The organism is Francisella sp. 19S2-4 (genome assembly GCF_036281795.1).
Classification (GTDB): Bacteria; Pseudomonadota; Gammaproteobacteria; order Francisellales; family Francisellaceae; genus Francisella.
The window spans coordinates 13,488-32,031 of record NZ_JAWUZH010000024.1; the positions used below are offsets into that span (position 1 = coordinate 13,488).

Sequence of the window (18,544 nt, forward strand, 5' to 3'; positions counted from 1 at the left end):
GCGAATTTAAATATTAAATAAAATATTTGTAAAACTATTAAGTTAAGTAGCTAGAATTAAATTTATTTTTATTTGCAAGTACTTATACTTAGTATAATCGGTGGTTCTTTATAAAATTTTCTATGAAAAAAATTATCATAAAGGGTGCAAAAACCCACAATCTAAAAAATATTGATGTTGAGATACCTAGAGACAAATTAACCGTTATTACAGGCCTTAGTGGTTCAGGTAAATCATCTTTAGCTTTTGATACTCTATATGCAGAAGGGCAAAGAAGATATGTTGAGTCTCTATCCTCATATGCTAGACAATTCTTATCAATGATGGATAAGCCCGAGGTTGAGCATATTGAAGGTCTTTCTCCTGCTATTTCAATAGATCAAAAAACAACATCCCATAACCCAAGATCAACGGTTGGAACTGTAACTGAAGTTTATGATTATTTGAGAGTATTTTTTGCTCGAGCTGGTACGCCAAGGTGTCCGACACATCATATAGAACTAAAGGCTCAGACTATTAGTCAAATGGTTGATAAAATCTTAGAGTTTGATGAAAACGCTAGATTGATGATATTAGCTCCTGTAGTTTCGGAGAAAAAGGGAACTCATCATACATTATTAGATAAGATACTTGCGCAAGGTTATATTAGAGTAAGAATTAATGGTGATTTTTATAATCTTGATGAAGAGCATCCAGATTTAGATCGTTATAAAAAGCACAATATTGATGTTGTTGTTGATAGATTTAAGCCTAAAAAAGATAACCAGCAACGAATTGCAGAATCTATAGAAACAGCACTGGACTTAGGTGAAGGTATTGTTAGATTAGTGAATATGAGTGATGAAAACTCTCAAGATATATTGTTTTCATCAAAGCATGCTTGCCCTCTATGTAACTTTGCTTTAAAAGAACTCTCTCCTCGAATATTCTCATTTAATAGTCCTTTAGGAGCTTGTAGTAGCTGTGATGGTTTAGGTGTTAAAGAATTTTTTGACGAGAAAAAAATTATTATAGATCCAAGCTTATCATTAAAAAGTGGAGCTATTGTTAAATGGAACAAAGCTAATCAATATTATTTCTCACAATTAGAGTCTATAGCTGCACATTATAAGTTTTCTCTAGACGAGCCTTTTGAGAAGCTATCAAAGAAAATACAAGATATAGTTTTATATGGTTCGGGTGATGAAACAATTGATATGACGATTGACTCAATAAGAGGAGGTAGACAAGTTAGAAATAAAACTTTTGAGGGTGTCATTCCACATTTTGAGCGTAGATATTATGAGTCTGATTCTGATATGGTCAAAAAAGATCTTTATGAGTTAATGAGTAATCTTACATGTAAATCATGTAATGGTGCTAGAGTTAATGAGTACGCAAGAAACATCTTTATAGCTGGTAAAAATATCGCGGATGTTTGTGCTTTATCGATAGAAGATCTATTAAACTGGTTAGATGGTTTAGAATTTATTGGTCAGCAGCAAGTTATAGCAGAAAATTTACTCAAAGAAATTAAGTTGAGAGTAAAGTTTTTGGAAAATGTTGGTTTGGAGTATTTAAGTCTTGCTAGACAAGCTGATACTCTCTCAGGTGGTGAAGCTCAGCGTATTCGTCTTGCTAGTCAAATAGGGGCTGGTCTTGTTGGTGTAATGTATATATTAGATGAGCCATCAATTGGACTTCATCAAAGAGATAATCAGCGTTTGCTTGATGCTTTGCATAATCTTAAAAATTTAGGAAATACTGTAATAGTAGTTGAGCATGATGAAGATGCTATTAAACAGGCTGACTATATCATTGATATGGGTCCAATGGCAGGAGTCCATGGTGGTGAGGTGGTTGCTGTAGGAAGCTATAAAACTATTATAAATAATAAAAAATCATTAACAGCAGATTATTTAAGTGGACGTAAAAAGATAGAAGTACCTCAAAAGCGCCTAAAAGCAAGTAAAAATAGATATTTACAAATAATGGGAGCTACAGGTAATAATCTTCAAGGAAATGATTTAAAAATTCCTATAGGAGTGCTTACTTGTGTGACAGGTGTTTCGGGATCTGGAAAATCAACACTTATTAATAGAACTTTATATCCTTTGGCATCAAGATTACTAAATAGAAGTACTTTAGTACCAATGGAATATCAATCACATAAAGGCTTTAATCATTTAGATAAAGTTATTGATATTGATCAATCACCTATTGGTAGAACACCACGCTCAAATCCGGCAACATATACGGGAGTATTTACACCAATTAGAGAGCTATTCGCAGCTACTGCAGAATCTAGATCTCGAGGTTATAGTGCTGGTAGGTTTAGCTTTAATGTCCGAGGAGGTCGATGTGAAGCTTGTCAAGGTGATGGTGTTATTAAGGTAGAGATGCACTTTTTAGCAGATGTATATGTTGCATGTGATGTTTGTGAAGGTAAACGTTATAATCGTGAAACATTATCTGTACAGTATAAAGGCAAAAATATTTATGAAGTCTTGGAGATGACTGTTGAAGATGCTCTAGCATTTTATGATGCAGTACCTAGTATAAAAACTAAACTAGAAGCTTTAGTAAATGTTGGCTTATCTTATATTAAGCTTGGCCAAAGTGCGACGACATTATCAGGTGGCGAAGCTCAGAGGGTAAAATTAGCTAAAGAGCTTTCTAAACGCTCAACAGGAAAAACTTTATATATTCTCGATGAACCTACTACAGGCTTACATTTTTATGATATTCATCAGCTTCTAAAAGTAATTATGGACTTACGCGATAAAGGTAATACTGTAGTAATTATTGAGCATAATTTGGATGTTATTAAAATGGCAGACTGGATTATTGATCTGGGACCTGAGGGTGGTAATAAAGGTGGTCAGATTATATTTGAAGGAACTCCTGAAGATATTATCAAATGTAAAAAATCTTATACAGGTAAATATCTCAAAGATTTGCTTATTAACTAAGATGTTGGGACTTTGCTTAAATTAATTGGTTTAGCAATGATTACGTAAAGTAAAATAATTACTAGGCCCAAGAAATATATAACCTGTACCCATGCAAATGCAGAAGAAGATATAATAGAGTCAAAGCTTATATTTTTAATTCCTGATAGTGTTGCTAAAACAACACTTGCCCAAGATATTGCAAAAGCATTAGTTAGTTGAATTATAGAGCTATTAATAATTGTTGCAGGACTCATATAATCATCATTATCAATAGAGTTGTAAATACCTGCATTACATACTATTGTAAACATTCCAAAGCAAACACCAATTATTATAAGTAGAATTGAGAATATAAAAAAGTTAAAGTGGGTAAAAATTATTCCTAAGCATAAGTATGTAATAGCCATTACACTGAGATTCATAACAAAAAATTTATAAAAATGCAGGCTTATGAGGACTTTTTTAACTATTTTTTTGACATACCAAGCAGGCACTATAAAAAACATTAATGCTAATCCAGACTCAAAAGCTGAAAAATTTTGTTTTGTTTGTAAATATAAAGGTAGAAGAAAAGACATTCCCATTATTAGCAATCTAGTCGAGGAACTTATAATAGTAAGGTACTTAAAACAATTATTATTAAATATATTTATATTAATAACTGCATTATCACCTAAGCGTATTGCATGACGTAAATATACTATAAATAAGACTATTGATATTGCAAGCATTAGCCATTTGATATTTGGAAGTATATTTGCATCTATCATAAGATCTATAAAGAACATTAATAAAGCGATTGAGCTACCAATAATTAAGAAACCTTTAAAATCAAACTTTCTAATTTTTGTTGTTGATATGTTTGGTAGATAGATATTTATTAGAATAATACAAGTCAGAACTATAGGGATATTAATAAAGAATATCATTCTCCAGCTTATATAGCTTGTCATAGCTCCTCCAAGTAGTGGTCCAACTAAAGGACCTAGTGTGGCAATTATTGCTACTATTGACATTGCTGTTAGTCTATCATTCTTAAATATTCTGACCATGGCTAAACGAGCGACTGGTGCTGTAAATGCGCCAAAAGCGCCTTGGAGAGCTCTAAATATAACTAAGTTAATAATATTTGTAGATAAGCCACAAGCAATAGATGAGATAATAAATCCCATTAAAGATATTATTAGAAGTTTTTTACAACCAAGCTTATCTGATACCCAGCCTGATGCTGGAATAAATAACCCCAAAGCTAACAGATAAACAGTAACCGCTACTTTGAGAGTTAAAGCATTTACTTGAAAGTCATTTGCAATTTGAGGTAAAGCAGTATTAAGAGCCGAGCCGTCGATTAATTCAATTAAAAAAACTATACCTATTGTATAAGCTATTATTTTGTCTTTGTTCATCTGTTGTGTAGGCAATTATTTGAGTTTATAATTATATGATGAATATTTTAGCTTTAATTATTGTGTAGAGTATAGATATTATGCATTTATTTATCAAAACAACTAGCTAATAGGCATTTTTTTTAATATAGTATATTAGTCAAAAATTAGATTTTAGAAATAAAAAGTCAAATAGGGTTAAAATAATTATATGGCACAAAATAATGGCAATAAAAATAATATGATAAAAAATATTATTTTTTGGGTTTTGATCATTGGTGGAATGTTGCTACTTTTCAATGGAATCAATGATACAAATTCATCATCTAACAGTTTAGATTATTCTACTTTCGTCTCAAAACTAAAAGATAATCAAATAAGCTCGGTTGATGTTGATGGTAGAACAATTAAAGGTAAAACAACTTCTGGTGAGAGTTTTGTAACTTATGCGCCTCTTTTAGATGGAGGGTTAGTTAATAAACTCGAGGATAGTAAAGCTACAATAAAAGCTAAAGCACCAGAAAAACCAAACCTATTTTTAGCATTTTTACTAAATTGGTTACCAATGCTTCTTATTTTTGGCTTTTTTATCTATATGATGATAAAAGCTGGTGGTGGAAGTAAAGGTGGACCATTCTCAGTAGGTAAGAGTAAAGCAAAATTACTTGGTGAAGATGAAATCAAGGTAACTTTAGAAGATGTTGCGGGCGTTGATGAAGCAAAACAAGAAGTTGCTGAAATAGTTGATTTCTTACGTGAACCAAAAAAATATGAAAAAATAGGTGGTAAGATTCCTAAAGGCGTATTGATGGTTGGACCTCCAGGTACTGGTAAAACTTTATTAGCTAGAGCTATTGCTGGTGAAGCTAAGGTACCTTTTTTCTCTATTTCGGGCTCTGATTTCGTTGAGATGTTTGTCGGTGTAGGTGCATCGCGTGTACGTGATATGTTTGATCAAGCAAAGAAAAAAGCGCCTTGTTTAGTATTTATTGATGAGATAGATGCTGTTGGACGTCATAGAGGCTCAGGTATGGGCGGTGGTAATGATGAAAGAGAGCAAACTCTTAACCAAATGCTTGTAGAGATGGATGGTTTTGCTGATAATGAAGGTGTTATCGTTATTGCGGCAACTAACAGACCTGATGTTTTAGATAGAGCATTATTAAGACCAGGTAGATTTGATAGACAGGTTGATGTGGGCTTACCAACTGTGAAAGGTCGTGAATCTATATTAAAAGTACACATGAAAAAAGTAGCTCTTGGCGATGATGTAAGAGCTGACTGGATAGCTAGAGGAACTCCCGGTTTTTCTGGTGCAGAGTTAGCAAACCTTGTTAATGAAGCAGCTTTATTTGCAGCTAGAGAATCTAAAAATAAAGTTACAATGGCTGACTTTGAAAAAGCTAAAGATAAGATCCTAATGGGTTCTGAAAGAAGAACTATGGCGATGACAGAAAAAGAGAAAAAGCTTACAGCTTATCATGAAGCTGGTCACGCTATAATTGGTAGATTAATGCCTGAGCACGATCCAGTTTATAAAGTGAGCATTATTCCTAGAGGTAGAGCTTTAGGTGTGACTATGTATATGCCTAAGGGTGATACTGTTAGTCAAAGTAGATTAGTACTTCATGGGCGTTTATGTAGTATATTTGGTGGTAGAATAGCAGAAGAACTTATCTTTGGTTATGATCATGTAACTACTGGTGCATCTAATGATATACAAGTAGCTACTGATATCGCACGTAACTATGTAACTCGTTGGGGTCTTTCTGATTCTATGGGAACAATCTTGTATGATGTTGAAGATGACGGCCCATTTGGCGGTAGTGGTGGAAAATCAGTTAAGCTTTCTGACTCTACTATACGAGAAGTTGATGCTGAAGTTCGTAAGTTAATAGAGGCAAGCTATACAAAAGCGAAGAAGCTTCTAGAAGAAAATATAGATATCTTACATGCTATGGCAGATGCTTTGATGAAGTATGAAACTATAGATGCAATGCAAGTTGATGATCTAATGGCAAGACGTGATGTACGTGAGCCAGGAGACTATGGTGATAGCTATAAGCCTCAAGAAGAGCAAGGAAAAGTTATTGCTCCAGTTGCAGATGATCAAAGTAATTCAAATAATAATTCACCTGAAGAAAGTCTTTAAATAATAATTCTTAATATTAATTTAAATATAGCTTGTATATCTATATTATTTCATATAAATTAAAAATATTCAGTTATATAATACGTTATAAAAATAATAAAACTTTTATAATTATGCTAATATAATTCAAAGAGTTTTATTAAATATTACTATAAATAAGGAAAGAGATATGTCATTACCTACTCCTCATATAGAAGCATTGACAAAAGAAGAATTTGCAAAGACTGTTATAATGCCGGGAGATCCATTAAGAGCTAGATATATAGCTGAAAATTACCTAGAAAATATAACAAGAGTAAATGCTGTTAGAAATATGTATGCTTATACTGGTACTTATAAGGGTAAGAAAGTAAGTGTTATGGGTTCTGGTATGGGTATGCCAAGTATGGGTATCTATGCTTATGAGCTTTTTAAATATTATGATGTTGAGAATATTATTAGGGTTGGTTCAGCAGGCTCATATAAGGCAGAACTTGAAGTATATGATGTTGTCTTAATTGATGAAAGTTATGGTGAGTCAGACTATATAAAAATTGTTACTGGTGAAAATGTACGTAATGTGTCTGCTAATAAAGAATTAAATGAGAGATTAATAAAATCAGCGAAAAGATTGGGTGTTGAGCTTAAAGTTGCAAAAGCTCATTGTAGTGATGTATTTTATAGAAAAGATGAACATGACTACAAGCAGATAGTTAAGAACCATAAGTGTGGTTTAGTTGAAATGGAAACAGCAGCACTATTTGCTACAGCAAATGAGCTAGGTAAAAAAGCAGCTGCAGTTGTTACTATTTCTGATAGTTTTATCACGGGAGAGTCTACAACTTCAAAACAAAGAGAAGAATCTTTTACAAATATGATGGAAGTTGCTTTAGGAATTGTTGACGAAAAATAATTATAACTTTAATTCTTTTTTTAATTTTTCAATAGCTTCTTTTGTATCTTTATTTATCAGCTTAGTATTTATATTTTGAGGTTTGTTGTAATCTATTATTATTTCTATTTTATTAAGTTGTGAGAAAAAAGTACTTTTATTTAATCTATCAATAAATTGATCATGTAATTCTTTGACTTTAGATTTTAATATTTCCCGATTACTTTGAATAATGATTTTATTTGGTGAGTAGAATACTACTTCTGTTTCATTTAAATATGGTAGATTTATTTTTTTAAATTCTTTATTTGCAATTTCAAGAGATGTTTTTAGATATGAAGCTTTACTTATAAGCTCTTTACTTGAAAAAGTAGAGTTAGTTATCTTTTTTCGGGTTTTATGTGAGTTTATTTTAGAAACTTTTTCAGGAATTATTTTTATGGTCATTTTAGTAGACTCTCTTTGCATTATCTAATTGAGAATAAAATATTTCAGTTGCTTTGTCTATAGCTACTAATCTACCTTGTTTTGAGCATGCTTTAACTTTATATTGCTTTGGATATATTTGTCCTGAGGTATTATCAGATACTTGAAGTTCAATTATATTATTTAAACAATAGTTTTGATTTTCATAAGTATTATTATAATTTTGAAGTTTTAAGGTAATATAGATATTCGCGAGATCTTTATTATTAACAATTGTGTAGTTATTAACCTTTAAGAATTTTTCTAAAGAATTATAAAAAAATCCACTATCTTGCTTGTCTACATATATTTGAATACTTCTTTTTAGGTTTATAAGTTCATTTTCTATATTATTTATTTCTAGCATTTGTTGATCGACATTTATATCAGGAGATAATATTAGTAATGTTCTAATACTACTTTTGATAATTTTAATATTGTCATTTATATTTTGTGCCATATCAAACCTATAGAGAGAACTTTTATTTTGAGTGTTTTCTAAGGATTTTGTTGCTTGTTTAATATTGCTTTTTATTATGTTTTGTAAATTTCTGATAGTTTGTTTTTTACTAATTTGTATCTCAATATAGTAAGTATCGTAGGATTCTGCTTGATTGATGATATTATAGTTAGGGATATTGATTTTAGTTGTTTGTGTCGTGACTTGCTGAATTAACTTTTGTGAAACATCTTTATTATTTATAGTGTTTTCATAAGTCGTTGTTGAGGAGACAGTTACTTGCAATCTCTGAGTCATATCTGCTAGTGCATTATTTATGGCTTGATCAAAAGAAACTCCTGTGCCAAAGCCATATAAAAAGTTATCAGAATTATTTTGTCCTGCTGTAAACCATGATGGAGCAACCGATTTCTGTCTGTTTGTATTTTTAGATATATCAATAATATCTCTTTTTGTTTCACTACTAGTTTTACTATTGTTGAAATCTAATGGGTTATAATATTTGTGCTGTGACGTACTACATCCTAAAAGTATTAAGCAAGCTAAGCTAGTAAATAAGTACCTCATTATTATGAGTTTGGCTACAATTGTTGATAATATTGTATCTATCTTAATTTAAATTTCTTATAAACTCTATATAATGTATGTTCAGAGTATTATATTTTATTGTAAATTTTTATAAGAGAGTTGGTTAAATAGTAATGTTAGGTTTAGTTCAAAAAATTATTGGTAGTCGTAACGATAGGTTTATAAAGAAAATTTCTAAGACAGTTGAGAAAATTAATTCACTTGAGCTAGAAATAGAAAAGCTCACAGATCAACAAATTAAAGATAAAACAGTTGAGTTTAGAGAAAGATTAAGCAAAGGTGAGACTTTAGATAGTTTATTACCTGAGGCTTTTGCTGTTGTTAGAGAAGCTGCAAAAAGAACTAAAAATATGCGCCATTATGATGTTCAGCTTATTGGCGGTATAGTTCTGCATCAAGGTAAGGTAGCTGAGATGAGAACTGGTGAAGGTAAAACTTTGGTTGCTACGTTACCAGCATATCTAAATGCTTTAACGGGAGAAGGTGTCCATGTAATTACAGTAAATGATTATCTAGCTAGACGTGATGCTGATTTAATGAGAGAAATTTATGAGTTTCTAGGTATGACTGTTGGTGTAATTGTCGCAGACCTAAATTCAGAACAGCGTAGAGTATCTTATGCTTGTGATATTACCTATGGTACAAACAATGAGTTTGGTTTTGATTATCTTAGAGATAATATGGCTTATGAAAAAGAACAACAGGTTCAAAGAAGTCGTAACTATGTAATTATAGATGAAGTTGATTCAATCTTGATTGATGAAGCAAGAACTCCTCTAATAATTTCTGGAGCATCTGATGATAGTTCTGATATGTATAATATTTTTAATAGATTGGTTCCTTTTTTACAAAAACAAGATAAAGAACAGCTTGAAGAGGGTGAAGAGCAAAAAGATTTCTATGTTGATGAGAAGTCTAAAAATGCATATCTGACAGAGAAAGGCTATGCAAAAATTGAAAGTATGCTTAAAAAAGAAGGTGTACTTGAGGAAGATGATAATCTTTATAGTCCGCATAATATTACAAAGATGCATTATTTAAATGCTTGCTTAAGAGCTCAATCTCTGTATCAATTAAATGTTGATTATATAGTACGTGATCAAGAAGTTGTAATTATTGATGAAAGCACAGGTAGAGCCATGCCTGGACGTAGATGGTCAGATGGCTTACATCAAGCTATTGAAGCAAAAGAGGGCGTTAAAATAAATGCTGAAAACCAGACAATGGCATCTATCACTTTCCAAAACTTCTTTAAGTTATACAACAAGATAGCTGGTATGACTGGTACGGCGGATACTGAGGCATTTGAGCTTCATTCTATCTATGGACTAGAAGTTATTATTATACCTACAAACAAACCGTTGATTAGAAAAGATCATCATGATGAGATCTATGGTAGTGTTAGAGAAAAATTTGATGCTATTGTTATTGATATTAAAGAAAGAATCTCTAAAGGACAACCAATATTAGTTGGTACTGCATCTATCGAAGCATCAGAAGTTTTATCAACATTATTGAAAAAGAAAAAGATTAAGCATAATGTTCTAAATGCTAAGCAACATGAAAAAGAAGCTGGTATTATTGCAATGGCAGGTTATCCAGGTAATGTAACTATCGCGACAAACATGGCAGGTCGTGGTACGGATATTATTCTAGGTGGTAACTGGGAAGTTGAAATTGCTGAGTTAGAAGATCCTACAGAAGAGGATATCGCTAAGATCAAAGCAGAATGGCAACAGCGTAATGAAACTGTCAAGAATGCAGGTGGTCTATGTATCATAGGTTCAGAGAGGCATGACTCACGTAGAATTGATAACCAGTTAAGAGGGCGTGCTGCTCGTCAAGGTGATCCAGGTGAGAGTAAATTCTATTTATCTATGGATGATAATCTTTTAAGAATTTTTGCATCTCAAGGTATGGCTGAGAGAGTTAAAAAAGGTCTAAAAGGTGGTGAATCTTTAGCTTTTGGTTTTATGTCAAAAGTTATCTCTAAAGCTCAAGGTAAAGTTGAGAACTATCACTTTGATATTCGTAAGAACCTTTTAGAGTATGATAATGTTGTAAATACACAGCGTAAGGTTATTTATGAGCAAAGACAAGCTTTCTTAGATGCTGATGATGTTAGTGATATTTTAGCAGATATTCGTATAGATGTGGCTGAACAGTTATTCCATGATTATGTTCCAGCTGGTTCTATGCATGAGCTATGGGATTTAGAAGGTTTAGAGAAAGCTCTTAAATCTGATTTTATGATAGATTTAGATCTGCAAAAGCTATATCAAGAAGATGAAAATATAGGTGAGGAAGATTTAAAGAAACTTGTGAGAGAAGCAATTACTCTAGAGTTTAGTGAGAAAACAAAAGATCTAGAACCAGAAGCAATTAAACAGTTTGAAAAATTCTCACTATTACAAGGTTTAGATAATCACTGGCGTGAGCATTTAAGTTCGATAGATCATCTGCGTAATAGTATTAATCTACGTGGTTATGCGCAGAAAGATCCTAAGAATGAATATAAGAAAGAAGCTTTTGAGCTTTTCTCAAGCATGCTTGATAACTTTAAATATGAAGTTATATCATCTTTAGCTAAGATCAGAATCTCTACGGAAGAAGAAACTCAACGAGCTCAAGAAGAGTGGAAAGAGTCTATGGTTGATATTAAAGCAGAACATGAAAGTGTAATTGATAATAACCACAGAGAAGATGAGCAAGAAGAGCAACAAGAAGAAGCCCCTAAAGTTCAGCAAGTCAAGAGAGAAGGTCCTAAGATCAAAAGAAATGATCCTTGTCCATGTGGTTCTGGTAAAAAGTATAAACAATGTCATGGGAAAGTAGAGTAATTCTTTATCAAATCGACTTAAATTCTAATCAAAATTCTTAACTTTAAATTTGTAATTTCTAACTTAGCATTAATATTTTCTAATCAAAAATTTCATCAAAATTCAGTATACCTAAATCATTTTGCTAAACCTTTCAAATAAATATATTCCTATAACAAAATCAAATCATAAAGAAATTGAAAATATAAAAGACACCAAATATTACCAACCAGTTAAAAAAATATTAGATTCGAAATTAAATATATCGATTGTTAAAAGCAATTTTTGATACAATACTCATTTATATTATTTATATACAAGAATTATGAAAAATTACTTACTGCAAATAGAATATTTTGGTAAAAACTATTGTGGTTGGCAAAGACAGTCTCATTCTCCGAGTGTTCAAGAAGAGTTAGAAAAAGCTTTATATAAAATCGCAAATCATAATATAGAAGTAATTTGTGCAGGTAGAACAGATACTGGTGTACATGCTACTTCGCAGATTGTCAATTTTTATTCAGATGCAGATAGGCCTTTAAATGCTTGGCAAAGAGGTACTAATGCGCTACTTCCTAAAGATATTAAAATATTAGATATTAAAGAAGTTGATAATGATTTTAATTCTAGATTTTCTGCAATAAATAGGACATATAATTACGTTATATATAATTCTACTATAAGCTCACCTATTTTTGCGGAGCATTGTTTATGGGAAAATCGCCAACTTGATATTACAAAGATGAATCAAGCTTGTAAATATCTTTTAGGGGAGCAAGATTTTAGTTCTTTTAGATCGTCTCAATGCCAGTCTAATACCCCTTTTAGAAATATCCAAAAAGCTGAGTTTATTAAGCAAGGAAATTTTATAGTTTTTGAAGTAGTTGGAAATGCTTTTTTGCATCATATGATTAGAAATCTAGTAGGATCACTATTAAAAGTAGGTTTAGGTTTACAGTCATCAGAATGGATAAAAGAGCTTTTGGAAGCAAAAGATCGAACTCAAGCTGCTGAGACAGCTAAGGCTCATGGATTATATTTTGTTGGAATAAAATATCAAGATTTTCAGTTTCAACGAAGACTAACTAACTTATTCTATTAATTATTCCAATTTGACTTAATAGTGATGTTATTTCGATATTAAATTACTCTAATTTTTATTATTAGAAGACTAATATTTTTATTGATTATATATTACTTTTAAAATGTATTGGCTATACTGATATGTAGATACAAAAACATAGATTTATAAGTATGAAAAAATTATCTACAATGGCTGTGATATTTATATCTACAGGTGGAATGATTGGGAGTGGTTGGTTATTTTCACCATATTATGGCTTTCAAACAGCTGGTCAAGGTGTTGTAATATCATGGATTATTACAGCTTTTCTTACTTTGCTCGTGGCACTATGTTTTGCAGAAGTAGCATCTATGTTACCTATAGTCTCTGGTGCAATGAGATTTTTGAGGATTACGCATTCTCGAACTTTAGGCTTTTTATTTGTCGCATTAGGATGGATTAGTTATGTAGTATACTTACCTTTAGAAGCTCAATCAGTAGTTCAATATCTAGGATTTTGGTTTCCAAATTTAGTTGATTCTAGTTCTAAAGGTGTTCTTTTATCTTATTATGGTGTAGCAATAGCCTTTTTAATTATGCTAAGTTTAACTTATTTGAATACTTATCAGCTAAAAAATGTCGCAAAAATTAACTCAATAGTTAGTATTTGGAAGATTTTTTTACCAATAGCTATTGCTGTAGGTATGTTAGCTGTATACGGTTCTTTCAAAAATTACCATGCTAATACTGCACATATAAATATTAGTTTTGAACATATTTTATTAGCAATTACAGGCTCTGGTTTAGCATTTGCCTTCTCGGGATTTCAAAATGGATTAATTGTTGCAAACTCTGCAAAAAATCCTAAACTAGCAATTCCTTTATCTTTAATAGCGCCAGTAGTAGTTGGTTTAACTATGTATATATCCCTATCATTACTGTTTATGTTTTGTATACCAGGATCTATAAAAGGTTTTGATGGAGGAGTAGCTCCTTTATTAGGTTTATTGAGTTTGTTTAGTTTACATATAATCTATACTGTATTATTTATTGATGCTATGGTGGCACCATTAGGGACAGCAAATGTTTTCACAGCCGTTACTGGTAGAATCCTTCAAGCATTTGGATTAGAGTTTTTTAAAAAGTCAGTTTTAACAAGGTTAAATAAGAATCATGTACCAATATTTTGTATTTGGATTAACTTCTTTGTAGGATTAATCTTTTTATTCCAATTTCCAACTTGGACAGCGTTAGTTAATTTCTTATCATCTTTAGTTTTATTTAGTTGCTTATCAGGACCTGTGGTTTTGATTATTCTGAGAGATAAGTTTCCAGAAATGGAAAGAAAATTTAAATTACCTTTTTATAATTTGTTTGGTTATTTAGGATTTATAGCATGCTCATATTTTATATACTGGTCAGGGACTTTTAATTTATTATGTTTGGTCATACTAGTTGTCTTAGCATGTGTATTTTATTGGTTTATTTTTATGAGAAATCACTTTTTTAGAATATTTAAACAAACATGGTTTGTTTGTGCATATATTGTATGTTTATGGGGGATTTCGTATATTCATGAATTAAAACTAGTAGCATTTCCATATGATAACTTAATCGTTACTATCATTAGTGCCTTGTTTTTAAAAGTATTTATTGTCACACAGGCTTCGACAGAGGTTATTCAAGAAAATATACAAGGTGTTATGCAAGAGGTAGAGAATCTTAAAAGTATTTAAATAATCATTTTTTATTATTGAAAGCTAATTACAATTAAGTCCTTTTAGGATAAAATACTACATTAATCATTTCTTTATTTTTTGAAAAAATAATGACAAATATACACAATCATAAGATATTAATTTTAGACTTTGGTTCACAGTATACTCAGCTTATAGCCCGTAGAGTTAGAGAAGTTGGTGTTTTTTGTGAGATTTTTCCTCATGATATAGATGATGAGTTTATTAAAAGCTATGGCGCAAAAGGAGTAATTCTTTCTGGTGGGCCAGAATCTGTATATGATTCACATGTTAAAGCTCCAGAGGTCATTTTTGATTTAGGAATTCCTGTACTTGGTATTTGCTATGGTATGCAAACAATGGTTATGCAACATGGTGGAGAAGTAAAGGGCGCTGATCAAAGTGAGTTTGGTAAGGCAGTAATTAATATTTTAAAATCTGAAAATAATATTTTCTCTAACTTAGATCATGAACAACTAGTTTGGATGAGTCATAGTGATAAAGTTACTCAAACTGGTGAGCATTTTGAAATAATAGCATCTTCTATAAATGCCCCTGTAGCTGCGATAGCACATAAAACTAAACCTTTTTATGGCGTACAGTTCCACCCAGAAACAACTCATACAGAAAATGGTAAACAGATTGTAGAGAATTTTGTTGTTAATATTTGTGGTTGCGACACTTTATGGAATATCGATAATATTATTGAAAATGATATTATTGAAATTAAAGAAAAAGTTGGTTCAGATAAGGTTATTTTAGGCTTATCAGGCGGAGTTGATTCATCAGTTGTTGCGGCTATATTACATGAAGCAATAGGCGATCAGTTAACTTGTATATTTGTTGATACAGGTTTACTTCGTTTAAATGAAGGTGATCAAGTAATGGAGGTTTTTGCAGAGCATATGGATATTAATGTTATCCGAGTTAATGCAAAAGATAGATTCTTAAGAGCTTTAGAAGGCGCTTGTGACCCTGAGCAAAAACGTAAGATTATTGGTAAACTCTTTGTAGATATATTTGATGAGGAAGCTGCAAAAATTGAAAATGCTAAATGGTTAGCACAAGGTACTATATATAGTGATGTAATTGAATCTGCTGGTAATAATAAATCAAAAGCTCATGTCATCAAATCGCATCACAATGTAGGTGGTTTACCTAAAGAAATGAAGTTACAGCTTCTAGAACCACTAAGAGAACTTTTCAAAGATGAAGTACGTAAATTAGGCCTAGGCCTAGGCTTACCATATAATATGCTTTATAGACATCCTTTCCCAGGTCCTGGATTAGGTGTGCGTATATTAGGAGAAATTAAGAAAGAATATGTAGAGACTCTACAAAAAGCAGATGCTATTTTTACAGAAGAATTATATAAGCATAATTTATATCAAGATATTTCTCAGGCTTTTGCAGTTTTCTTACCTGTTAAATCTGTTGGAGTCGTTGGTGACCAACGTAGATATGAATATGTGATAGCTTTAAGAGCTGTTGTAAGTATAGATTTTATGACTGCAACATGGGCAAATTTACCTTATGATTTCTTATCTTTGGTTTCAAATAGAATTGTCAATGAGGTGAAAAAAGTTTCTCGAGTTGTTTATGATGTGACAGGTAAACCACCTGGAACTATTGAATGGGAATAAATAGTTTTCCCAGAATATAAAAGAAGAGTTTAATTAGTATATATTTTATACTTTTAAATTAAGTGAGCATTTTTATACTATGTCAAAATATAAAATTTTAGATAAAATAAACACTCCAAAAGATCTTAAGTATATCCCTGAAAGTCAGCTTAAGGAGTTATCATCAGAGTTGAGAACTTTTTTGATAGATACTCTTGATGTTAGTGGTGGTCATTTTGCTAGTAGTCTTGGAGCCACAGAATTAACAGTAGCATTACATTACGTTTATAATGCTCCTTATGATAATATCGTTTGGGATGTTGGTCATCAAACTTATATTCACAAGATTCTTACAGGAAGAAAAGATAAGCTAATAACTATCAAAAAAGACGGTGGGATATCTGGCTTTCCAAAGCGTAGTGAAAGTGAATACGATACTTTTGGTGTGGGGCACTCGAGTACTTCAATTAGCGCTGCTCTTGGTATGGCAATTGGCGATAGATTAAAGGGTAAATTATCAAATACAGTAGCTGTAATTGGCGATGGTGCTATTACTGGAGGAATGGCATTTGAAGCTTTAAATCATGCTGGTGGTATAAAAGAAGATATTTTAGTAGTTTTGAATGATAATGAAATGTCTATCTCAGATAATGTTGGTGGGCTTTCTACACACTTTAGCAAAATCATTTCTGGAGGCTTTTATAATAGTATCCGAGAGAAAGGTAAAGAAGTTTTAAAGAATATCCCGCCAATGTTTGAGTTTGTTAAAAAAATTGAAACTCAGACAAAAGGTATGTTTGTCCCTGCAAATTTCTTTGAAGATTTAGGATTTTATTATGTAGGTCCAGTTGATGGTCATGATGTTAAAGAGCTAGTAAAAACTTTAAAAATCTTAAAAGATCATAAAGGACCAAAGTTATTGCATATAATAACTAAAAAGGGTAAAGGCTATACTAAAGCAGAATCAGATCCTATAAAGTTTCATCATGTTGCACCAAGCTTTCATACTGGAGATGATATTGCTAAAGCTTCTAAACCAACTTATTCAAATATTTTTGGTAATTGGATTTGTCAAAAAGCAGCTAAAGATGAGCGTTTAGTTGGTGTTACTCCAGCAATGAAAGAAGGTTCTGATCTAATAAGGTTCTCTCAAGAGTATCCAAATAGGTATTTTGATGTTGCAATTGCAGAACAGCATGCTGTGACATTTGCCGGAGGATTAGCTTGTCAAAGGTTAAAGCCAGTAGTTGCAATATATTCAACTTTTTTACAAAGAGCTTATGATCAGGTTGTTCATGACGTTGCTTTACAAAATCTAGATGTTTTGTATGCTGTAGATAGAGCTGGCTTAGTTGGAGCAGATGGAGCAACACATGATGGTAGCTTTGACTTATCATTTATGCGTTGTATTCCTAATCATGTAATTATGACACCTAGTGATGAAAATGAAGCTCATCATATGCTAGATTTAGGTTATGAGTATAATGGTCCTGCTATGGTACGTTATCCACGAGGAGCTGGCATAGGTGCTAAAATTACAGATAAATTAGATTTGGAATTAGGAAAATCAAAACTGATTAAAAAAGGATCTAAAATAGCTATATTAAATTTTGGAACTTTACTTCCTCTAGCAAAACAAATAGCAGATAAATATAATGCTACAGTTATAGATATGCGTTTTGTGAAACCTATTGATGAACAGATGGTGGATACTATTTGTAAGTCCCATAAGATAATCATAACTTTAGAGGAAAACTCTATTGCTGGAGGGGCCGGTTCTGCTGTAAATGAATATCTTTTAAATAAAGATTTAAATAAGGACTTAACTATAAGAAACTTCGGTCTTAAGGATGAATTTTTAAATCATGGAACTAAAGATTTATTGTTAGATCAAAGCGGTCTTTCTGTTGAAAAAATTTCCAATGAAATAGATAGGCTTTTAACTTAATTAATATATTCTTATTAAGAAAGTTAAATTTACAGAGTTATAAATAATAGAAGGTTTTGTTTATGTTAGTATGGTTTTATTTGCTTTTGGCTGGAGTTTTTGAGATTGTTTGGGCTGTTGCATTAAAATATTCAAATGGATTTACAAACTTTAAAGCTTCTGCAATTGTTATTATTGGAATGATTATAAGTTTTCATTTTTTATCACTATCTATGAAAGGGCTACCTATTTCTTTAGCGTATCCTATTTGGACAGCTATAGGAGCCATTGGTACTGCAGTCTTTGGTATGATCGTACTCGGAGATAGTGTTTCTGTACTTAAAATAATATGCTTACTTCTAGTTGTTGTTGGTGTAGTTGGTCTTAAAATTTTTTCATAATTTTTGAATCTTTTTCTCAACTAGTAAAAATGATTAGTTATATAGTTAAGGGCTGTCCTAGATAAATTTACTTTAAACTCTCTCTAACCCAGTGTCTAATTAGCTTTAGCTGTTCCTTAGAA

Annotated in this window: 12 protein-coding genes; 9 read left to right on the forward strand and 3 right to left on the reverse strand. The window is 31.5% G+C overall.

The window, feature by feature from the left end:
* Window positions 1–122 precede the first annotated feature (122 nt).
* Complete coding sequence (gene uvrA, locus R8535_RS06525; protein ID WP_329497651.1) at window positions 123–2,951, forward strand: excinuclease ABC subunit UvrA; 2,829 nt, start codon at window positions 123–125, stop codon at window positions 2,949–2,951.
* Here the strand turns inward: uvrA and R8535_RS06530 are convergent.
* Complete coding sequence (locus R8535_RS06530; protein WP_329497650.1) at window positions 2,948–4,339, reverse strand: MFS transporter; 1,392 nt, start codon at window positions 4,337–4,339, stop codon at window positions 2,948–2,950. The two genes, uvrA and R8535_RS06530, sit on opposite strands and share 4 nt — an antisense overlap.
* 190 nt (window positions 4,340–4,529) lie before the next feature.
* Here R8535_RS06530 and ftsH point away from each other — a divergent pair, with 190 nt between their 5' ends.
* Together ftsH and deoD are read left to right on the forward strand one after the other, a co-directional pair.
* Window positions 4,530–6,470 carry an ATP-dependent zinc metalloprotease FtsH gene (ftsH, locus tag R8535_RS06535; protein ID WP_329497649.1) on the forward strand — a complete coding sequence of 647 codons (1,941 nt, stop codon included), beginning with the start codon at window positions 4,530–4,532 and terminating at the stop codon, window positions 6,468–6,470.
* 169 nt (window positions 6,471–6,639) lie between these two features.
* Window positions 6,640–7,362 (forward strand): purine-nucleoside phosphorylase, encoded by a 723-nt coding sequence (gene deoD / locus R8535_RS06540; RefSeq protein ID WP_329497647.1) that lies wholly within the window; start codon window positions 6,640–6,642, stop codon window positions 7,360–7,362.
* Here the strand turns inward: deoD and R8535_RS06545 are convergent, their stop codons facing one another.
* The gene (locus tag R8535_RS06545) at window positions 7,363–7,788 is read right to left on the reverse strand and encodes a hypothetical protein (protein ID WP_329497645.1); all 426 of its coding nucleotides are present in this window, start codon (window positions 7,786–7,788) and stop codon (window positions 7,363–7,365) included.
* Between the two features lies 1 nt (window position 7,789).
* A complete protein-coding gene (locus R8535_RS06550; RefSeq protein ID WP_329497643.1) occupies window positions 7,790–8,833 on the reverse strand; it encodes an LPP20 family lipoprotein in 1,044 nt (347 codons plus the stop codon).
* Window positions 8,834–8,967: 134 nt separating this feature from the next.
* On the opposite strand from R8535_RS06550, the gene secA reads away from it, so the two are divergent.
* The 6 genes from secA to R8535_RS06580 all read left to right on the forward strand — a co-directional run bounded on the left by secA (window position 8,968) and on the right by R8535_RS06580 (window position 18,422).
* Window positions 8,968–11,694, forward strand: coding sequence for a preprotein translocase subunit SecA (gene secA / locus R8535_RS06555; protein ID WP_329497641.1), 2,727 nt, complete (start codon window positions 8,968–8,970; stop codon window positions 11,692–11,694).
* A gap of 304 nt (window positions 11,695–11,998) precedes the next feature.
* Window positions 11,999–12,775, forward strand: coding sequence for a tRNA pseudouridine(38-40) synthase TruA (gene truA, locus R8535_RS06560; protein WP_329497640.1), 777 nt, complete (start codon window positions 11,999–12,001; stop codon window positions 12,773–12,775).
* 152 nt (window positions 12,776–12,927) lie between these two features.
* The gene (locus R8535_RS06565) at window positions 12,928–14,472 is read left to right on the forward strand and encodes an APC family permease (RefSeq protein WP_329497638.1); all 1,545 of its coding nucleotides are present in this window, start codon (window positions 12,928–12,930) and stop codon (window positions 14,470–14,472) included.
* A 92-nt stretch (window positions 14,473–14,564) separates the two neighbouring features.
* The gene (gene guaA, locus R8535_RS06570; RefSeq protein ID WP_329497637.1) at window positions 14,565–16,115 is read left to right on the forward strand and encodes a glutamine-hydrolyzing GMP synthase; all 1,551 of its coding nucleotides are present in this window, start codon (window positions 14,565–14,567) and stop codon (window positions 16,113–16,115) included.
* Between the two features lie 79 nt (window positions 16,116–16,194).
* Window positions 16,195–18,042, forward strand: coding sequence for a 1-deoxy-D-xylulose-5-phosphate synthase (gene dxs / locus R8535_RS06575; RefSeq protein WP_329497635.1), 1,848 nt, complete (start codon window positions 16,195–16,197; stop codon window positions 18,040–18,042).
* A gap of 62 nt (window positions 18,043–18,104) precedes the next feature.
* Window positions 18,105–18,422 carry a DMT family transporter gene (locus R8535_RS06580; protein ID WP_329497634.1) on the forward strand — a complete coding sequence of 106 codons (318 nt, stop codon included), beginning with the start codon at window positions 18,105–18,107 and terminating at the stop codon, window positions 18,420–18,422.
* Window positions 18,423–18,544: the final 122 nt, after the last annotated feature.